The sequence below is a fragment of the Frondihabitans sp. GW821-FHT04F02 genome (assembly GCF_059420045.1).
On the sequence record NZ_JBWKSZ010000003.1, the window covers coordinates 499,842 to 517,181 of the forward strand.

The 17,340-nt window shown below is 67.9% G+C and carries 20 protein-coding genes; 6 read left to right on the forward strand and 14 right to left on the reverse strand.

Going from position 1 to position 17,340, the window contains the following annotated elements:
* Positions 1–24: 24 nt before the first annotated feature.
* The 4 genes from AC07TY_RS11140 to AC07TY_RS11155 are packed head-to-tail and all read right to left on the reverse strand — an operon-like array spanning position 25 to position 3,789.
* A complete protein-coding gene (locus tag AC07TY_RS11140; RefSeq protein ID WP_494785390.1) occupies positions 25–1,053 on the reverse strand; it encodes an ABC transporter ATP-binding protein in 1,029 nt (342 codons plus the stop codon).
* Positions 1,050–1,850, reverse strand: a complete 801-nt coding sequence (locus AC07TY_RS11145) for an ABC transporter ATP-binding protein (RefSeq protein WP_123506428.1) — start codon at positions 1,848–1,850, stop codon at positions 1,050–1,052. Before AC07TY_RS11145 ends, AC07TY_RS11140 begins: the two co-directional genes overlap by 4 nt.
* Positions 1,847–2,722, reverse strand: coding sequence for an ABC transporter permease (locus AC07TY_RS11150; protein WP_123506429.1), 876 nt, complete (start codon positions 2,720–2,722; stop codon positions 1,847–1,849). The genes AC07TY_RS11145 and AC07TY_RS11150 overlap by 4 nt, the downstream gene beginning before the upstream one ends.
* Positions 2,719–3,789 carry an ABC transporter permease gene (locus tag AC07TY_RS11155; protein ID WP_494785391.1) on the reverse strand — a complete coding sequence of 357 codons (1,071 nt, stop codon included), beginning with the start codon at positions 3,787–3,789 and terminating at the stop codon, positions 2,719–2,721. Before AC07TY_RS11155 ends, AC07TY_RS11150 begins: the two co-directional genes overlap by 4 nt.
* A gap of 218 nt (positions 3,790–4,007) precedes the next feature.
* On the opposite strand from AC07TY_RS11155, the gene AC07TY_RS11160 reads away from it, so the two are divergent.
* The gene (locus AC07TY_RS11160; protein WP_488625534.1) at positions 4,008–4,706 is read left to right on the forward strand and encodes a FadR/GntR family transcriptional regulator; all 699 of its coding nucleotides are present in this window, start codon (positions 4,008–4,010) and stop codon (positions 4,704–4,706) included.
* Positions 4,707–4,717: 11 nt separating this feature from the next.
* On the opposite strand, the gene AC07TY_RS11165 is transcribed toward AC07TY_RS11160, so the two are convergent.
* The 5 genes from AC07TY_RS11165 to AC07TY_RS11185 all read right to left on the reverse strand — a co-directional run bounded on the left by AC07TY_RS11165 (position 4,718) and on the right by AC07TY_RS11185 (position 9,669).
* On the reverse strand, positions 4,718–5,617 hold the full coding sequence (locus tag AC07TY_RS11165; protein ID WP_494785392.1) for an NAD-dependent epimerase/dehydratase family protein: 900 nt from the start codon (positions 5,615–5,617) through the stop codon (positions 4,718–4,720).
* Between the two features lie 64 nt (positions 5,618–5,681).
* Positions 5,682–6,248 (reverse strand): TetR/AcrR family transcriptional regulator, encoded by a 567-nt coding sequence (locus tag AC07TY_RS11170; protein WP_123506433.1) that lies wholly within the window; start codon positions 6,246–6,248, stop codon positions 5,682–5,684.
* A 30-nt stretch (positions 6,249–6,278) separates the two neighbouring features.
* Positions 6,279–7,259, reverse strand: a complete 981-nt coding sequence (locus AC07TY_RS11175; protein WP_494785393.1) for an aldo/keto reductase — start codon at positions 7,257–7,259, stop codon at positions 6,279–6,281.
* Positions 7,260–7,555: 296 nt separating this feature from the next.
* Positions 7,556–8,359, reverse strand: a complete 804-nt coding sequence (locus tag AC07TY_RS11180) for an aldo/keto reductase (protein ID WP_494785437.1) — start codon at positions 8,357–8,359, stop codon at positions 7,556–7,558.
* A 368-nt stretch (positions 8,360–8,727) separates the two neighbouring features.
* Complete coding sequence (locus tag AC07TY_RS11185; RefSeq protein ID WP_494785394.1) at positions 8,728–9,669, reverse strand: LysR family transcriptional regulator; 942 nt, start codon at positions 9,667–9,669, stop codon at positions 8,728–8,730.
* Between the two features lie 123 nt (positions 9,670–9,792).
* On the opposite strand from AC07TY_RS11185, the gene AC07TY_RS11190 reads away from it, so the two are divergent.
* Both AC07TY_RS11190 and AC07TY_RS11195 read left to right on the forward strand, forming a co-directional pair.
* The gene (locus AC07TY_RS11190; RefSeq protein WP_494785395.1) at positions 9,793–10,785 is read left to right on the forward strand and encodes a DUF1852 domain-containing protein; all 993 of its coding nucleotides are present in this window, start codon (positions 9,793–9,795) and stop codon (positions 10,783–10,785) included.
* A gap of 29 nt (positions 10,786–10,814) precedes the next feature.
* Positions 10,815–11,852, forward strand: coding sequence for a methionine synthase (locus AC07TY_RS11195; protein WP_494785396.1), 1,038 nt, complete (start codon positions 10,815–10,817; stop codon positions 11,850–11,852).
* Positions 11,853–11,870: 18 nt separating this feature from the next.
* On the opposite strand, the gene AC07TY_RS11200 is transcribed toward AC07TY_RS11195, so the two are convergent.
* The 3 genes from AC07TY_RS11200 to AC07TY_RS11210 form a co-directional block, all read right to left on the reverse strand.
* Positions 11,871–12,296, reverse strand: a complete 426-nt coding sequence (locus tag AC07TY_RS11200) for a hypothetical protein (RefSeq protein ID WP_494785397.1) — start codon at positions 12,294–12,296, stop codon at positions 11,871–11,873.
* A gap of 182 nt (positions 12,297–12,478) precedes the next feature.
* Positions 12,479–12,802 carry a DUF1905 domain-containing protein gene (locus AC07TY_RS11205; RefSeq protein WP_494785398.1) on the reverse strand — a complete coding sequence of 108 codons (324 nt, stop codon included), beginning with the start codon at positions 12,800–12,802 and terminating at the stop codon, positions 12,479–12,481.
* Positions 12,803–12,998: 196 nt separating this feature from the next.
* Positions 12,999–13,178, reverse strand: coding sequence for a hypothetical protein (locus AC07TY_RS11210; protein ID WP_494785399.1), 180 nt, complete (start codon positions 13,176–13,178; stop codon positions 12,999–13,001).
* A gap of 125 nt (positions 13,179–13,303) precedes the next feature.
* Between AC07TY_RS11210 and AC07TY_RS11215 the strand changes: the two genes are divergently transcribed.
* The 3 genes from AC07TY_RS11215 to AC07TY_RS11225 all read left to right on the forward strand — a co-directional run bounded on the left by AC07TY_RS11215 (position 13,304) and on the right by AC07TY_RS11225 (position 15,212).
* Positions 13,304–13,723, forward strand: coding sequence for a hypothetical protein (locus AC07TY_RS11215; protein WP_123506441.1), 420 nt, complete (start codon positions 13,304–13,306; stop codon positions 13,721–13,723).
* A 9-nt stretch (positions 13,724–13,732) separates the two neighbouring features.
* On the forward strand, positions 13,733–14,191 hold the full coding sequence (locus AC07TY_RS11220) for a hypothetical protein (protein WP_494785400.1): 459 nt from the start codon (positions 13,733–13,735) through the stop codon (positions 14,189–14,191).
* A gap of 514 nt (positions 14,192–14,705) precedes the next feature.
* Positions 14,706–15,212 carry a discoidin domain-containing protein gene (locus tag AC07TY_RS11225; RefSeq protein ID WP_494785401.1) on the forward strand — a complete coding sequence of 169 codons (507 nt, stop codon included), beginning with the start codon at positions 14,706–14,708 and terminating at the stop codon, positions 15,210–15,212.
* A gap of 46 nt (positions 15,213–15,258) precedes the next feature.
* On the opposite strand, the gene AC07TY_RS11230 is transcribed toward AC07TY_RS11225, so the two are convergent.
* Together AC07TY_RS11230 and AC07TY_RS11235 are read right to left on the reverse strand one after the other, a co-directional pair.
* Positions 15,259–16,242 carry a diacylglycerol/lipid kinase family protein gene (locus AC07TY_RS11230; protein ID WP_494785402.1) on the reverse strand — a complete coding sequence of 328 codons (984 nt, stop codon included), beginning with the start codon at positions 16,240–16,242 and terminating at the stop codon, positions 15,259–15,261.
* Between the two features lie 294 nt (positions 16,243–16,536).
* Positions 16,537–17,244, reverse strand: coding sequence for a TetR family transcriptional regulator (locus AC07TY_RS11235; RefSeq protein WP_494785403.1), 708 nt, complete (start codon positions 17,242–17,244; stop codon positions 16,537–16,539).
* Between the last annotated feature and the right edge of the window lie 96 nt (positions 17,245–17,340).

The following is a 17,340-nucleotide window of genomic DNA, read 5'->3' on the forward strand; positions in this document are numbered from 1 at the left end:
ATGGTGCGAGGGGAGAGGGAAGGATCAGGGGACCGGGACGGCGAGCACCGGAGCGGCGTCCGGCGCGGACACCGGGCACGCGACGGCGTGCGTCTCGGTCACGAGCATGAGGTCGGGCCGCTTGAGCGCGCAGGCCGCCTCGGCGATCGGGCAGCGTCCGACGAGGCGGCATCCTGCGGGCACCTTCATCGGGCTGGGGATCTCGCCGGTGAGCCGCAGGCGATCGTGCTCGCGGCCGTACTCGACGACGGGTGCGGCCGAGAGCAGCGCCTTCGTGTACGGGTGGACCGGGTTCTCGAAGACCTCCTCGGTCGACCCCTGCTCCACGATGCCGCCGAGGTACATGACCATGACGCGGTCGGACATCTGGCGGACGACACCGAGATCGTGGCTGATGAAGAGGTAGGCCAGGCCGTGCTCCTGCTGAAGCCGCTTCAGGAGCCGGATGATCTGGCCCCGCACCGACACGTCGAGCGACGCCGTCGGCTCGTCGAGCAGGATCACCTTGGGCTCGGCGGCGAGGGCCCGGGCGATCGAGAGGCGCTGGCGCTGCCCGCCGCTGAGCTGGCGCGGGCGGCGGTCGAGGTACGACTCGTCGAGCTCGACGTCGGCGAGGAGCTGCGCGACGCGAGCGCGACGCCCCTCCTTGTCGAGGCGGGTGTGGAGCCGGAGGGGCTCGTCGAGGGTGGCGGCGACCGTCATGCGCGGGTCGAGCGACGAGGTCGGATCCTGGAACACCATCTGCAGGTCGGAGTACGAGGCCGACAGCTGACGCGCGGAGATCCCGATGATCGGCTTGCCGTCGATGTGGACGGATCCGGCGGTCGGCTCGACGAGGCGGGTCACGCAGCGAGCGATCGTCGACTTGCCCGATCCCGACTCGCCCACGAGCGCGAGGGTCTCGCCGGGGCGGATCTGGAAGCTGACGTCGTCGACGGCGGTCAGGGTGACGTGGCGGCCGGCCCCGCGGACGCGGTACTCCTTGCGGAGCGATGAGACATCGAGCGCGATGGGCGCCCGCTCGGCCGAGGGGGCCTGCTTCGTGGGCGTCATCGGTTCTCCACCATCCTGCTGTCGGCGACGAGCTGCTGCGTGTAGGGGTCGGTCGGGGCGTTGATGATCTGCTCGCACGAGCCGATCTCCTTGACCTCGCCGCCGCGCATGACGACGACGCGGTCGCACGTCTCGGCGACGACACCAAGATCGTGGGTGATGAGGCAGGTCGTCATGCCGGTCTCGGCCTTGATGTCGACGATGAGGTCGAGCACGTCGGCCTGGATCGTCACGTCGAGGCCGGTGGTCGGCTCGTCGAGGATCAGCAGCTTCGGCTGGCTGATGAGCGCCATGGCGAGCATCGCGCGCTGGGCCATTCCGCCCGAGAACTCGTGCGGGTACTGGTCCATGCGGCGCCGCGACTCCGGCACGCGCACCAGGTCGAGCATCTCGAGCGTGAGCTTCCGAGCCTCGCGGCGGGTGACCCCTCGGTTGGTCCGGCAGACGTCGGCGATCTGCGTGCCGACGGTGAAGACCGGGTTGAGCGAGCTGCGGGCATCCTGGAAGACGATGCTGATCTCGCGGCCGCGGATGCTGCGGAGCTCGGGCTCGGTCATGGCGGTGAGGTCCTGTCCGGCGTAGCGGATGGATCCTGCGGTGCGGCGGAAGCGACCGGGTGCGAGGCCCATGATCGACAGGGCGGTGATGGACTTGCCGGATCCTGATTCCCCCACGATCGCCGTGGACGACCCCGCCGGCACCGAGAAGCTGACGCCGTGGAGCACCGGGTCGATGCGGCCGGGCTGGTTCTCAAACCCGCCGGTGAAGCCGTCGACCTCGAGCAGTGCGGCGCTCATGCGGCGCTCCCCTGGTCGCGGAGATCGGCGATGGCGTCCGAGATGAGATGGAAGGCGGCCGCGAGCAGGAAGATCGCGAGGCCCGGGAACCCCGAGATCCACCACTGGCCGGAGAGGATGGCATCCTGCCCCTGGGCGATCATCGAGCCCCACTCGGCCGAGCCCGGCTGGATGCCCAGGCCGAGGAAGCCCAGCGCGCCGACCGTCGAGGCGACGTAGGAGGCGTTGACCGACGCGTAGGTGAGGAGCGGCCGGAGGCTGTTCGGCACGAGGTGGGCGAAGAGGACTCCGAACGGACCGCGCCCGACGAGGCGGGCGGCCTCGGCGAACTGGTACTCCTTCTTCGAGCGGATCTCGGCGCGGGCGAGGCGGACGTAGTCGGGCAGGGGCAGCACGGCGACGACGAAGATGACGTTGGCGATGCCGGATCCTGCGACCGCGATCACCAGGACCGCCAGCAGGAGCGACGGGAACGAGTTGAGCAGCTCGAGGATCCGCATGGTGATGTAGTCGAACGCGCCGCCGAAGAAGCCGGCGAGGCTGCCCCAGACGGTGCCGACGACGAGGGCCATGAGCACGACGAGCACGGTGATGCTGACGTCAGTCTTGGCGGCGGCCATGGTGCGCGAGAGCACGTCGCTGCCGAGGCCGTCGGTGCCGAACGGGTGGGCGAGGCTCGGGGCGTCCTGGAGGAGGCCGACGCCCGAGGCGGTGGGCGGGTAGGGCGTCCAGAAGGTCGCCACGATGGCGGTCAGGATCAGCAGGGCCAGGAGCGAGGCACCGGTCCACAGGGCCCACGATCTGCCGGCGGCGCCGAGGCGGGTTCGCGAGGGTCTGATCAGCCGTGGGAGGCCGATGGTCGGGGCGGTCATGCGCTCCTCCGGGGGTCGACACGGACGTAGACGAGTTCGAGCAGTGCCCAGATCACGACGTACAGGGTCGCCACGTAGAGCACGAAGCCCTGGATGACGGGGTAGTCGGACGACTGGATGGCCGTGATGGCGAGCTGCCCGATTCCGGGCCAGCCGAAGATGCCCTCGACCAGGACCGATCCGGCGAGCGTCCAGCCGATGAGGCCGGCGCCGATCGTCAGCACGGAGAGGAGTCCGGGCTTGAGCGCGTAGCCGAACCAGATGCGCGGCCGCGAGATGCCCATGGCCTTGGCCGTGCGCACGTACTCGGAGTCGAGCGACTCGACCATCGCCGACCGGACCTGCCGGGCGACCGGGCCGAAGCTGCCGACCGAGAGGGTGATCACGGGCAGGACGAGCTGCTTGACCGCGGCCATCGCCGTCGCGAAGTCGCCGCGCAGGAGCGCATCGGGAACGTAGAGGCCGGTGATCGTCGGCGGCGACTCCATGCCGATCGGCAGGCGGCCGGTCGGCCCGGGCAGCAGGTGCAGGTTGACGAAGAAGATCCAGAGCAGCATGAGGCCGATCCAGAACTGCGGGAGGGCGAGAGTGCCGGTCGTGAAGAAGCGGAGCACGGCGTCGAGGACGGTCCCGCGGAAGACGGCCGCGGCGACCCCGACGATGATGCCGAACACGAGGCCGACGATCACGGCGTAGAGGCCGAGCTCGACCGTCGCGGGAAGCCGGCCGAAGAGCTCCGGGCCGACAGCCTCACCCGAGAGGTACGACGTGCCGAAGTTGCCGGTGGCGAGACCGCCGAGGAAGCGGAGGTACTGCACGATCAGCGGGGCATCGAGGCCGAGCTGAGCGCGAGCCTGCTGACGGGTGGCCTCGGTGGCCGAGTCGCCGACGAACAGGTTGATCGGATCCGCCGTGAAGACGCGTGACACCAGGAACGTGATCGACACGATCGCGACGATCACGACGAACGCCCCGATGATGCGGAGCACGGGGCCGCGGACGGCGCGGCCGAGGCGGATGGCGCGCCCGGGTGCGGGGCGGGAGCGGGGAGGAGCAAGAGCAACCATGTCGATCCTCTGTCGGGGTGTCGTCCGAATTCACCTGGCTCAACTGGTTGGACCAGTGGACGTGTTGCGACTGTAATGAGGATTCGACGGTTAAAACCGCCATTTCTCGCGGTTTTCACGCACCCCTAACATGCCCGAAACAAACCAGTTGCGCGTCCACCCGGGTTGTACGCTCGGCCCCATAGAGTTGTCGGCAACCACGGAGAGGCGCGTTCGGCATGAGTAACGATGAGCTCGTCGAGTTCCGGCGTCGATCGCGGCCGCTCGGCTCCGAGCTCGCCGCGCACCTCGAGCAGCAGATCCTCAACGACACCTACCCCCCGGGCTCGGTCCTGCCGGCCGAGCGCGAGATGGCGGTGTCGCTGGGCGTCTCCCGAACCTCTCTGCGCGACGCGCTTCAGGAGCTCGAGGGCAAGCACCTCATCGAGCGCCACCACGGCAAGGCGTCGCGCGTCCTGCCCCTCGACATGGAGTCGCTGGCCGTCCAGGAGCGCCTGCACCCGATCGAAGACCGGATCCAGCACGTCATCGAGGTCGAGAACCTCGTCGAGCCCGGCGTCGCGCGTCTCGCAGCCGAGCGGGCGACCGCGGCCGACGTGCTCCAGCTCGAGTCGATCCTCGGCCGCAGCAGCGAGCACCTCGCCCCCGAGGCGTCACTCGATCTCGACGTCGACTTCCACTACACGCTCGCCCGTGTCACCCGGAACAACTTCATGGTCGGCATCAGCGGCCTCGCCTCCGAGCGCACGCGCGAGACTCGCCTGCTCGCCCACACGACGGTCGAGACGCGAGCCGAGTGCATCCGCGGCCACGCAGCGATCGTCCGCGCCGTCTCCGATCACGACGCCGACGCGGCCGAGCTGGCCATGCGCAGCCACCTCGAGGCGGTGCACCGGTCGATGCGGGTCCCTGGCTAGTCCGATGCAGGCTAGTCCGACGCAGGCGCCTTCTCGAGAGAGCGCCCGTCGGCGTTGAGGTAGTCCCGCCACGACCTCTTCGCCTCCCAGCCCAGCAGGCGTCGCGCCTTCGACGTGTCGATCCCCGAGGCGTCCACTCGAGAGAGCGACCGCAGTTCGATGCTCTCGCCGTGGTTCTGGCGCAGGAACTGCGCGAAGTCGTGACCACCCGCGTTGTCGGGCGCCGCGATGTAGAACACCTCGTGCCCGGGAAGCTCCGACTCGGCCGCCAGCAGCAGGGCGTCGGCGAGGTCGTCGGCGTCGATGTAGCTGCCGAAGTTGGCGCTCGTGCTCGACGCCTCGCGGACCTGTGGTCCGAGGTTCGACTCGTAGTTGTCGGCGTTGTGCACCGTGCTCGGACGGATCGAGATCGCTCGCAGATCGGAGCGGCGGACGGCGGCGTCCATCATCTGCTCGCCGAACAGCTTGGAGAGCGCGTAGGGGTCCTGCGGGTAGAGCGGGTGCTCCTCGTCGACCGGCACGTAGTCGGGGAGGAACGGACGCTCGGGGAAGAAGTTGCCGACGATGCTCTCGCTGGAGACGTTGACGAACCGCTTCACCCCGAAGCGGACGGCCGCCTCGACGAGGTTGAAGGTCGACATCACGTTGGTCTGGAGCACCACGTGCGGCGGGTGCGCCGTCGGCTGCGGGATGGCGGCGACGTGCACGACGACGTCGGCCCCGGCCACGACGGAGTAGGCCGCGCCGGCGTCGGTGAGGTCGGCCATCACATAGCGCCCCGGCACGACCACGCCGGCGTCGAAGACGGGGCGGACGAGGTCGACGCCCAGCACGTCATGGCCTGCCGCGACGAATGCTTCCACCGTCGCTCGGCCGACTTTGCCACGGGATCCGGTGATGACGACTTTCATGAGCTCTCCTTCGAACGGCAGGATGTTCGACGGTACTCACTTTCGGGTTCGTCAGCCGGATACGTCAGCCCCGCCGCATGCCCGCCATCAGCGCGTCGAGCACTCGGTGCCGCTGCGTCTCGCTGTCGACGGGCATCGTCGCGATGCCGTAGACACCGCGGGTGAGGTCGGATTCGCTGATGCCCGGGTCGAGCTCGCCGGCCGCCCGGGCCCGCTCGACGATCGGCAGGGCGGTCGCGATGATCGTGCGAGTGCAGGCCTCGTACACGTCGCCGCTCGGGTCGAGGGTCGTCGCCAGCGCGTTCTTGGCGCCGATGCGGTCGGCGAAGCGATGCATCCAGGCCAGGAGCGCGGGCCACGGCTCGAGTCCCTCGACCGCCTGGGCGTCGGCCACGATCGACTCGATCTCGTCGATGTAGAGGTGCTGGATCAGCGACTCGCGGGTCGGGAAGTTGCGGTACAGCGTGGCGATCCCCACCCCGGCGGCATCCGCGATCGCCTCGAGCGCGACGTCGGCGCCGTCGCGGCGGAACGCGGCCCGGGCGGCCAGCACGATGGCGTCGAAGTTCCGCGCGCCGTCGGCCCGTCGGGGCCGCGGTGCGCGGAACTGCTCGAGCTCGGCGATGGTCACCCTCTCAGAGTAGGGCGAGCGAGCAGAGCCTCAGCCGACCGGCATCACGAAGTCGACGTAGCGCGCCCCGAAGGCGCCGTCGGGGACGATCTCGTCGATTCGAGCGAGGTCGGCCTGGGTGAGTGCGAGGTCGGCCGCGGCGGAGTTCTCCTCGACGCGCGCGACGCTCCGCGTTCCCGGGATCGGCACGATGTCGTCGCCCTGGGCGAGCAGCCACGCGAGCGCGAGCTGCGTGACGGTGGCGTCCTTCGACGAGGCGAGGTCGCGAAGAGCGTCGATCGCGGCGAGGTTCTTCTCGTAGTCGCCGGGCTGCCAGCGCGGATCGGTGCTGCGCATGTCGTCGGCGGCGTACTCCGACGCGGGGCGCACGTCGCCGGTCAGGAACCCGCGGCCGAGCGGCGAGTACGCCACGAAACCGATGCCGAGCTCTCGCACCGTGGGCAGCACCTCGGCCGCCGTGGCGCGCTCGAAGATCGAGAACTCGCTCTGGAGCACCGAGACCGGGTGCACGGCGTGCGCGCGTCGGATGGTGTCGGGAGCAGCCTCCGAGAGGCCGAAGTACTTCACCTTGCCCTCCGCGACGAGCTCGGCGACGGTTCCCGCGACGTCCTCGATCGGCACGTCGGGGTCGACGCGGTGCTGGTAGAAGACGTCGAGCACGTCCACTCCGAGGTACTTCAGGCTGTTCTCGGCGACCTTCCGGATGTTCGCGGGGCGGCTGTCGTAGAGCTTCTCCGGGTTGAGCGGCATGACCCAGCCGAACTTGGTGGCGACGACGACCTCGTCGCGGAACGGCGCGATGGCGCGGCCGACGATCTCCTCGTTCGAGCCGGTGCCCATGCCGTAGAGCTCCGCAGTGTCGAACATCGTGACGCCCAGGTCGTGAGCTCGGCGAATCGCTGCGATGCCGCCAGCCTCGTCGGCGGCCCCGTAAGCGGAGGTGATTCCCATCGCGCCGTAGCCGATGGCGGCGGCCTCGAGCCCCTGGGTGCCGAGGGTGCGCTTCTGCATGCGGATTCCTTTCGTCGATCGCCGCCACTCGATTGCGGCGACATAAACGATAGTAATCCTCCGCTTGGGGAAGTGGTAGCCCTCCTCCGGTTAATCGCCTGGGAGTTCAGGAGCCCCGCCGCCTGGCCGGAAAACGCATAGCGCCCTTATGGACGCTGGACGAGTCGGAAATCCTCGACGTAATCTGATCGGTGTCTCCCGATGCCATCCGCGTCGGACGAGTCGTTGGCCCAGACCCCGTCAACCTCGCGTAGGCGGGGCTGGACCGCACCTGATTCGCGGTCCAGCCCTCTCGCCTAGCTCGACCCCAGGCGTGCGCCCCCCGCCCCCACAACCGGTGAGGGGTCGCTGGTTGTCGTCGCGGAGACCGCCCTGAGCAACCAGCGACCCCTCACCGCCCGAAGGTGGTAGGGCAGGCGCTTCGTGCCGGGGATGGGGGCGATGTCGGTGCCCTTCGAGAGGAGCCGCGCGAGGGCGATCTGGCCCGGGGCGGCCCCGTGATCCTGCGCGATCGTGTCGACGGCCTCGACGATGGCGATGCTGCCCTGCAGGTTGTCGCCCTGGAAGCGCGGGTTGAAGCGGCGGAAGTCGTCGTCGTCGAGGTCGTCGACGGTGCGGATGCGCCCCGTCAGGAAGCCCCGGCCGAGCGGCGAGTACGGCACGAAGCCGATTCCGAGCTCGCGGACCGTGGGCAGGATCTCGTCCTCGGGCTCGCGCGACCACAGGGAGTACTCGGTCTGCAGCGCCGTGATCGGGTGCACCGCGTGAGCGCGTCGGATCGTCGCCGGCGCCGCCTCGGAGAGTCCCAGGTGACGCACCTTGCCTTCCGCGACGAGCTCGGCCATGGCGCCGACGGTGTCCTCGATCGGCACGCGGGTGTCGACGCGGTGCTGGTAGTAGAGGTCGATGTAGTCGATTCCGAGGCGCTCGAGCGACCCCTCGACCGACTTCTTCACGTAGTCGGGCCTCCCGTCGATGGGCCGGTTCTTGCGGACCTCGGGGTCGGTCACGTTGCCGAACTTCGTCGCCACGACGACGCCGTCGCGCTTGCCCTGCAGCGCGCGGCCGAGCAGCCGCTCGTTCGTGTAGGGGCCGTACATGTCGGCGGCGGCGCCTGCGGCGGTTCGCACCTCCGCGAGGTACCGCAGCGCCAGCTCGGTCAACCGACACGGAGGTGCGGCTCGCGACTCGATAGCGCCCGACAGGCTTTATCGGCCGTTGCAGGATCGCGAGAGGCCACGACGAAGGCTCGACCAGTGGTCGTCTTCAGTCGAACGGCCCGCGATCCGCCGACGCAAGCAGCGCGGCTCGGACGACTGCGGACCATCGACTACGCGGGTTCGCAAGGACTCGGGGCGGGGTCGTCCTTGTGGGGGTGCGCCGAAGAGGTGGTTCTCCTATTGCGCGACGCAATTCCTGCGCCCGATCCTTGACTAGCGAAGGGGTGTCCTTTGTTAAGGACGACGCCCTACCCCAGCAGCGCCACCCCGAACCCCGCGACGACGGCCCGCACCTCCACGAGGTACCGCAGCGCCAGCTCGGTCAGCGGGATCGCGGAGTGCCCGATCCACCCGATCACGATGCGCTCGTCGACGTCGAGCGGCACGGCCACGATCTCGGGGTCGAGGTCGTCGCTGACGATGCCGGTCGAGATCGTGTAGCCGTTGAGGCCGATCATGAGGTTGAAGATCGTCGCGCGGTCGGAGACCCGGATCTCGCGCTTGCTCGACAGCGTCGACAGGATCTCCTCGGCGAAGTAGAAGGAGTTGTTCGAGCCCTGGTCGAAGGTCAGGCGCGGCAGATCGGCGAGGTCGGCGAGGGTCGCGCGATCCTGCGATGCCAGCGGGTTCTTGCGCGAGACGAAGATGTGCGGCTCGGCGGCGAACAGCGGGTGGAAGACCAGCCCCGAGTCGCGCAGCAGCTTGTCGATGACGTTGCGGTTGAAGTCGTTGCGATAGAGGATCCCGAGCTCGCTGCGGAGCGTCCGCACGTCTTCGATGATGTCGAACGTTCGGGTCTCTCGGAGCGAGAACTCGTACTCGGGAGCCTCGGTGCCCTTGACCATCTGCACGAACGCGTCGACGGCGAACGAGTAGTGCTGGGCCGACACCCCGAGCAGGCGGCGCTGCGGCGGCCTGCCCAGATAGCGCTGCTCGAGCAGAGCGACCTGCTCGACGACCTGTCTGGCATAGCCCAGGAACTCCGCCCCATCGGTCGTCAGAGTTACGCCGCGCGCGCTCCGCACCAGAAGGGCCCGGCCCACCCGCGCCTCGAGATCTTTCATCGCCGCCGACATGGTCGGCTGGGCGACGTACAGGACGTCGGCCGCCGCTGTGATCGATTCCTCTGACGCGACCTCGATGAAGTACTGGAGCTGCTGCAGGGTGATGCCGCTCGTACGCCTTGCCATAGGCAAAGGCTATAGCAAACCATAGCGGCGCCGAATTACCTGATACCCGACGAATGCCTGCACCATGGGTCTACCGACATTCACGAGGCCACCCCCGGCCGACAGCTTCCGGATTGGCCGCTCATGGCGAACGAGTTCACCTTCAGCATCACCACCACCCGCTTCGACGACGACTACGCGCCGTCCGAGAGCTCGCGGGCCACGACGAACTTCGCTAACCTGGCCCGCGGCGAGCACCGTCAGCAGAACCTCCGCAACGCTCTGACGATGATCGACCGCCGCTTCAACGACCTCGCGCACTGGGACAACCCCTCCGGCGACCGCTACACCGTCGAGCTCGACATCGTGTCGGTCGAGCTCCAGTTCGCCGCCGCCGGCGAGGACCAGGTGTTCCCGCTGCTCGAGGTGCTCGACATCCACATCGTCGACCGGCAGACCGGAGTGCGCCACCAGGGCATCGTCGGCAACAACTTCTCGTCGTTCGTCCGCGACTTCGACTTCAGCGTTCGGCTCCCGGCTGTCAACAAGAGTGCGACCGAGTTCACCGTCCCCGACGACTTCGGCGTGCTGCACGGCAAGCTGTTCCAGCACTTCCTCGACTCCCCCGTGTACCGGGAGCGCTACCCGATGACGCCGGTCATCTGCATCAGCGTCTCGACGAGCAAGACCTACACCCGCACCGCGAACTCGCACCCGGTGCTCGGCGTCGAGTACCGCCAGGACGACTACTCCATGACCGACGAGTACTTCGGCCGGATGGGCCTGAACGTGCGGTACTTCATGCCCCCGGGAGCAGTCGCGCCGCTGGCGTTCTACCACCGCGGCGATCTGCTGAACGACTTCTCCACCCTGCAGCTCGTCGGCACGATCAGCACGATGGAGACGTTCCAGAAGATCTACCGGCCCGAGATCTACAACGCGAACTCGGCTGCCCCTGCCGTCTACCGGCCGAGCCTTGAGCAGCAGGACTACTCGCGCACCGAGATCTCGTACGACCGCGTCGAGCGCAACCAGCTCGCGGTCACGCAGGGCAGGTTCACCGAAGAGCACTTCGTGAAGCCGCACAGCGACGTGCTGGAGCGCTGGGCCGCCGACTTCTCCACCCCCGCCCGATGACCGCCCTGCCCACCGAAGGATCGCCGAACGTGAACACCCTGCTCCCCACCGCCCTTGTCGGCAGCCTCCCGAAGCCGTCGTGGCTCTCGGAGCCCGAGAAGCTCTGGTCGCCCTGGAACCTCGAGGGCAGCGCGCTGGCCGAGGGCAAGCTCGACGCGCTCCGCATCGCCGCGCACGAGCAGCTGCGCCGCGGCATCGACATCATCAGCGACGGCGAGCAGACTCGCCAGCACTTCGTCACCACCTTCATCGAGCACCTCAGCGGCGTCGACTTCGAGCAGCGCGAGACCGTGCGGATCCGCGACCGCTACGACGCGAGCGTTCCGACCGTCGTCGGAGAGGTGAGTCGCGAGAAGGGCGTGTTCGTCGACGATGCGAAGTTCCTGCGCCAGCAGACGGATCAGCCGATCAAGTGGGCGCTGCCGGGACCGATGACGATGATCGACACCCTCTACGACCGCCACTACAAGAGCCGCGAGAAGCTGGCGTGGGAGTTCGCGACGATCCTCAATCAGGAAGCGCAGGAACTCGAGGCGGCTGGGGTCGACGTCATCCAGTTCGACGAGCCGGCGTTCAACGTGTTCCACGATGAGGTGCACGACTGGGGCATCGCGGCGCTCGAGCGGGCAGCCGAGGGGTTGAAGGCCGAGACGGTCGTCCACATCTGCTACGGCTACGGGATCAAGGCGAACAACGACTGGAAGTCGACCCTCGGGCCGGAGTGGCGGCAGTACGAGACGTCGTTCCCGCTGCTGCAGCAGTCCTCGATCGACGTCGTCTCGCTCGAGAGCCACCACTCGCACGTGCCCATGGACCTGATCGAGCTGCTGCGCGGCAAGAAGGTCATGCTCGGGGCGATCGACGTCGCGAGCGACCAGGTCGAGACGCCTGAAGAGGTGGCCGACACCCTGCGGCGAGCGCTGCAGTTCGTCGATGCCGACAAGCTGATTCCCAGCACGAACTGCGGCATGGCCCCGTTCGCGCGCGATGTCTCGCTCGAGAAGATGAGTGCGCTGGCGGCGGGGGCGGGCGTCGTGCGGGCGGAGCTGAGCGGGGCGGGCGCCTAGCCTTCACGCGGAGCCACGTCACTCGGCGGTGACGACGACTTCGCGTGTGGCGGTGGCTTCGTCCCCGACGGGAGACGCCACGGTTAGAGTCGCCGTGCCGAGAGGAAAGTCATCGGGCAGCACGTAATCGCCCTCGGCTGTGAAGCGCGGCCCTGAAGTCGACGCGATCGTCCCGAGGGCGTAATCACTGCCGCTCGACGGCGTGATGGTGACGCGCATGTCTCGCGCGGAGCGATTGACGCCGCCGGTGTCTTCGCACGTCTCGGTCATCCAGTCGACGCGGACGCTCAGCCGTGCGCCGGGGTGCGGCGAGGTGTCACCGAGAACGATCTTCTTCGCCGCGCACGATCCAGCGCCGCTGCTCGTCACAACGCCGCACCCGGCCGTCACGACCACCGCGATGGTCGCTCCCATGACGAAGATCGTGCGTGCAATGAACCCCATGACGCCCCCCTCGAGTCGAGAGCTAACCATGATCTCGCGATCGGCCGGGTAACGGCTTGGCAACGGTCGCGGCGCCGGCCTCGGGGCGGCTCGCTAGGACCGTTGCTTGCCGTCGGGATCGCGATGCTCGAGCGGGTTCGCGTCGGGACGCTCGTGCCCGTCGGTGGCCGTCGAATCGCGGCCTAGAAGTCGATCAGCGTGACCGTGGCCGAGACGGGCGCGCCCAGCTCGAGCGCTTCGGCCTCCCGCACAGCGCGCTTGACGGGCAGCATGTAGCCGCTGCCCTCACCGCCCGGAAAGATCGAGGTCCGGAAATCGGTGGCACCGACGCGCGCGTCGACCCGGAGCGATCCCCAACCGCCAGCCTGATCGCCGGCGATCGCCGCGATCTCGTCACTCGCATCGAGCGGGAGCGACACGAACGTCCAGAGCTCACGTCGAGCCTCCCAGCGCCAGAGGTCTCCGACGAACTCGTACGAGAGGCCTCGTCGGCGGGTCGGTGTCATGTGATCCAGGGTAGGCGGGTGCTCCGTTCAGCGGCGCAGATCCTGCATCGTCTGTGTGATCGCCGGAGGCTCCGGACAGACGATTATCGGACTCGTCGTGGCCGTCATCGGAGGCATCGTCCTCGGGTACTCGCTCGTCAACTACCGGAAGTCATCCCGATCACTCAAGCGACAGACCCTGCCCTGAACGACCCGCTCAGGAACGCTGCCGCGAGCGCCGGATGAGGTCCACACCCCAGAGTGCGATTCCGAGCCCGACGAAGAACATCACCTGGCCCACGATCTGAACACCGGGACCGCCTCCCATGGCGAACTGAAGAACCAGGCCAGCCGCTAGTACCACGCCGGCAGCGGCGAAAGTGAGGAAGATGCGCATTCGGTCACGGTACTCCGCGCGCAACGCCGATCCCGCTTTCCGGAACTCCTGTCGAGGAGCCCGCCCGAATCAGGTGTTACGCGAACGAGACCTCGGACGGAGAGCGTCTCAACCATGCTTGCTTCGTGAAGAAGCACCTCACCGCCGCCACTGCTGTAGTCGCGCTCGCGATTTTGCCCATTCTCTCAGCGTGCAGCCGCGAACCCGCAGACCCCGTCGCATCGGCACGCCAGCTCTCCGGTGCCCCCGCGTGGGTCAGGACACCGACCGGGATCGATTGCGGCGAGGCCGAACTGGATTCGAGGCGCACGCTTCCCGAGAAGAATCTCGAGTGCCTGGCCGACGCGAGGAGGGCGGGCGATGCGGCTTTCCTGACGTGGATCGCGCGCACGACCGAGGGCGACCCGATCCCGACTTTTGCTCGAGCGACGCGTTCGGGCGTCGATGTCGCATCGACCACCGCGTACGACTCCTTCGGCCCCGGAGGCTGGAGCGAATCGACGTGCGCCAATGTCGCCGCCTTGCCGAGCTGTGCCGACATCTAAAGTGGGCCCGTGCGTTTTTCCTGCCCTCTGCTTATTTCTGCCGCAGCGTGCGTTCTCCTCCTGGCGGGGTGCTCGGCAGAACCCGCTCTCGACCAAGCCGCCCTCGACAAATGGACCGCGCAGCAGGAGGCCGTCGCTCGGGGCGGGGGGAGCCTCGGTGCTCTGTCTGCAGGTATCACGACCCAGGATCCAGAACCCGGTACGGATGAGGGGATCACGATCACCTATGCCACACCGACCGACATTGGCGGCTTCGACTTCTCCTGCTTTGGCAGCGGCACCATGAGCGGAACGCTGACGACCGTCGCCGGCAGCCTCAGCACCAACAAGGTCTATTCGTCACTCTCCTGCGCCGAAGGGTTGCAGCGTCTTCACCTCTCCCGGGCGGGGCGCACCCAGGTCGAGAAGGTGACATTCAACGCCTTTGATGCAAATCAGGACAGCGCTTGGCAGGTCGTGATCCGCTAGGACCGGGGCGCAGATCCCAGTCAGTCTTGCGGCGCGTCTCGCCCGCGGCGGCGAGAGTCACGACCCGCTGGGTCTCCTGGCTGATCTTCGCCGTGGGCTCTGGGGTGACCGTCACCGTGAGTCTGGTCTTGCTCTTCCTGACGACAGACACTCTGGGCGCGGCCTTCTCTCTGCTCAACATCTGCGTTATCCGCACCTCCGATCCGAACGTCTGCGACTACTCATACGTCAACGTCACAGCGATCGTGGAGGGGCTCGTCGACCTGGCGGTGCTTGTCGCAACGGGGGTCTCGTTCCGCCGTCGGCTTCGGCGACGCGAGAGCGTCTGGTGGCTCTCGATCGCAAGCACGTGCGCCGGCGTCAGCGGGGCGAGGCAGTTCCTGCGTTATTACATCGCGAGGATGAAAAGGACGAGGCCGGGGGCTCACGGGTGTTCCTGGGGATACATCGGCAGGCGGACGCTGACGTCAGAGGGTCTTCCTAGGCTGAGCACAACCGAACCACTAGGAGTGACATGCTCAACCGCCACCGCACCGCCCTCGCCACCGCAGCCCTCGCCGGGCTCGCTCTCGCAACGATCGGGGCCGCGCTACCCGCAACTGCCGCCCCGGCACCCGTCCGCCTCTCGCTGAACAAGACGGCGACGGCGTCGTCCGAGCTGAATGCCACGATGGCCGCGCATTTCGTCAATGACGGGAAGCTCGGCACGAGCTGGTGGAGCCAGCCGACGCCCACGAAGCAGTGGATAAAGATCGACCTGGGCAAGAAGTACTCCCTCGACCGCGTCGAGCTGCGCTGGGCCTACGACTACGCGAAGTCGGAGCGCGTGCAGATCTCGACGAACAACGCCACCTGGACCGAGATCTATCAGAACACCGACGTCACCAAGCGCAACCAGTCGATCCCCGTCGGGGCGACGGCGCGGTACGTCCGTGTCGTCGGCGACACGGCGTCGTCGAACCACGGCTATTCGATCAACGAGTTCGCCGTCTACGGCATCGACACCGCGCCGGCGAAGTAAGGCGCACTGCGATCCGCACCCCGTCGGCGCGTCATGCGCTGCCCGACTACGGGGTGCGGATCGCGAGGCCCCGGTGGCGGACCTCGAGAACGGCCCCGCTCACCTTTCCGAACGGGTCGCCGTCCAGCTGGATCTGCTCGGGAACGTCGAACCTCACCGTCAGACGCCGCCCCGACGTGTACCGGAGGGTCCGTGACGTCGGCAAGAAGAGATCGAGCACCCGTCCGAAGCGCGTGCGGTGGAAGAACCTGTTGAGCGCGAGTCCGTAGCCGATCTTGGTCCAGCCGGCGCCGCCCTTGGGTCGGAATGCGACGGCGTTCAAGATCCCGTCGTCTATGACGGCGTCCGGAAGCAGCAGCAGTCCCGCTGTCAGGGTGCCGCAGTTGCCGACGATGACGGTGTGCGCCTTCATCTCCTGCTCCGGCTGGTCATCGAGGCGATAGCGCAGGGTGAACTGGTGGTTGCCGAACACCGACCGCGCGATCGGGTCCGAGTACGCCACCCACCCGAGCCGCTTCTTCACCCGCGCGTTCGTGTTGGCGGCCATATTGGCATCCAACCCGACCCCTGCCATCACCAGGAACGCATGGATCTGCACGCCGCCGTCCTCCAGCGTCAGGGTCGCCTCACCGATGTCGACCCGTCGGTCTGTTCCCTCGAAAGCGGTCCGGACCGCCAGCGGCAGGTTGTTCAAGGGCAGATGCAGGTTCCGGGCGAACAGGTTGCCTGTGCCGACCGGGATCAGCGCAATCGGAATACCCGTGGGTGCGAGTTCCTCCGCCGCGACACGGAGGGTACCGTCACCGCCGGCGACCAGGACCACGTCGGGGTGGTGCGCGGCTGCGTCCTGCGCCGCCCCGCGCCCGTCATCCGCGGCCGAGGTCTCGTGCCACGTCGACGGCCCCCACCCCAGGCTCTTCTCGCGCGCAGCGACCTGGTCGCGAAGCCGCTGCGTGTTGACTTTGGCAGGATTGAAGACCACCGCCGCCCTCGACGATCGGGCGTCACGAGTCTGCGCGTCAGTCGTCACGGTGGAAAGCGTAGAGGACCGCACGCGCCCGCCGAACCAGCGGGAAGCCAGCGGGCCGCAGACGGAGGGACGTGAAATTCATAAGACGATCGTCTTTCGAATCTAGCGCGCGAGGGGCCGCGTGAACTACCGTGAGTGCGCCCAGGGTGGTTCCCGGGCGGACCCGCGGCGACCGGTGTCACTGATCCGATGGCGGTCGTCGCGGTCGTGGTCCCCGGGACGCCCCGGGGGCCACTCTCGAGACGGCCTGAGGCGCGCGACGCCATCGACTGCCGGAGTGGTACCGAGAGAGTCTCATGCCTCCGAGGAGGCCTGCTCGCCGCCAGTGCGCGGCTTCGATTGAGCGACGCCGGGCGCCGACTCCGCAATGGCGATCACTTGGAGCCCATCGACGAGGCTGTCGGCGTCTCTGACCCCGAGAGACGGAAGGATCGTTCTCCACACCTCTCGCAGGTGCTCGTCGGTACGCACGTCCTCGAAGCCCTGATTCTCAGACACGAACACCCCGTAGCTGCCCGTCAGCACGACGCTGACGACCTTCTCGACGGGGTGCTCACGGGGCAGCTCGCCGGACTCCAGGCTTTGCCAGACGAAGTCGTGGGCGATGCCCCTCCAGCTGAACTCCGACGGCGGCAGCGCGAATCCGTTGACCCGCTGGTCGGCCGCGAGGCGGACGGCCGCAGAAGCGAGAACGTTGTTCCGAGCATCGACGGCCGCCGACAGGAGGAGCGTCAAGAGCTTTTCGAGGCCCGTCCCGGATCCAGCGGAGACGACCTCGATGAGAGACCACCACCGGGATCGGGCGTACTCGACGATCTCGACTGCGATCTCGTGCTTGCTCTCGAAGTGGTGATAGCCGATCGCCGACTTCGGGGCACCCATGCGGTCGGCAATGCCCGCGATCGTCGTGCCCCGGTAGCCCATCTCGGTGAAGGCCTCCGCCGCGGACTCGAGGATCTCGCGCCGTCGCTCGGCCTTCTTCGCTTCCCGGACTCCACTCATCTCAGAACTGACGCTACTCAGCGCCCGGCCTCAAATCCAGCGCGACTCTGCTGTTCGCGGTGCTGCAGCAGATCAGCTGGTCGTCTGCGTCGCAGC

Excerpts from the sequence above, each read along its gene's own strand:
- AC07TY_RS11190 (WP_494785395.1), top strand. The coding sequence starts at position 9,793 with ATGGCGAACGAGTTCACCTTCAGCATCACCACCACCCGCTTCGACGAC.
- AC07TY_RS11165 (WP_494785392.1), bottom strand. The coding sequence starts at position 5,617 with ATGAAAGTCGTCATCACCGGATCCCGTGGCAAAGTCGGCCGAGCGACG.
- AC07TY_RS11150 (WP_123506429.1), bottom strand. The coding sequence starts at position 2,722 with ATGACCGCCCCGACCATCGGCCTCCCACGGCTGATCAGACCCTCGCGA.
- AC07TY_RS11205 (WP_494785398.1), bottom strand. The coding sequence starts at position 12,802 with ATGACACCGACCCGCCGACGAGGCCTCTCGTACGAGTTCGTCGGAGAC.
- AC07TY_RS11175 (WP_494785393.1), bottom strand. The coding sequence starts at position 7,259 with ATGCAGAAGCGCACCCTCGGCACCCAGGGGCTCGAGGCCGCCGCCATC.
- AC07TY_RS11200 (WP_494785397.1), bottom strand. The coding sequence starts at position 12,296 with ATGGGGTTCATTGCACGCACGATCTTCGTCATGGGAGCGACCATCGCG.
- AC07TY_RS11145 (WP_123506428.1), bottom strand. The coding sequence starts at position 1,850 with ATGAGCGCCGCACTGCTCGAGGTCGACGGCTTCACCGGCGGGTTTGAG.
- AC07TY_RS11155 (WP_494785391.1), bottom strand. The coding sequence starts at position 3,789 with ATGGTTGCTCTTGCTCCTCCCCGCTCCCGCCCCGCACCCGGGCGCGCC.
- AC07TY_RS11160 (WP_488625534.1), top strand. The coding sequence starts at position 4,008 with ATGAGTAACGATGAGCTCGTCGAGTTCCGGCGTCGATCGCGGCCGCTC.
- AC07TY_RS11225 (WP_494785401.1), top strand. The coding sequence starts at position 14,706 with ATGCTCAACCGCCACCGCACCGCCCTCGCCACCGCAGCCCTCGCCGGG.
- AC07TY_RS11185 (WP_494785394.1), bottom strand. The coding sequence starts at position 9,669 with ATGGCAAGGCGTACGAGCGGCATCACCCTGCAGCAGCTCCAGTACTTC.
- AC07TY_RS11140 (WP_494785390.1), bottom strand. The coding sequence starts at position 1,053 with ATGACGCCCACGAAGCAGGCCCCCTCGGCCGAGCGGGCGCCCATCGCG.
- AC07TY_RS11180 (WP_494785437.1), bottom strand. The coding sequence starts at position 8,359 with ATGTACGGCCCCTACACGAACGAGCGGCTGCTCGGCCGCGCGCTGCAG.
- AC07TY_RS11210 (WP_494785399.1), bottom strand. The coding sequence starts at position 13,178 with ATGCGCATCTTCCTCACTTTCGCCGCTGCCGGCGTGGTACTAGCGGCT.
- AC07TY_RS11235 (WP_494785403.1), bottom strand. The coding sequence starts at position 17,244 with ATGAGTGGAGTCCGGGAAGCGAAGAAGGCCGAGCGACGGCGCGAGATC.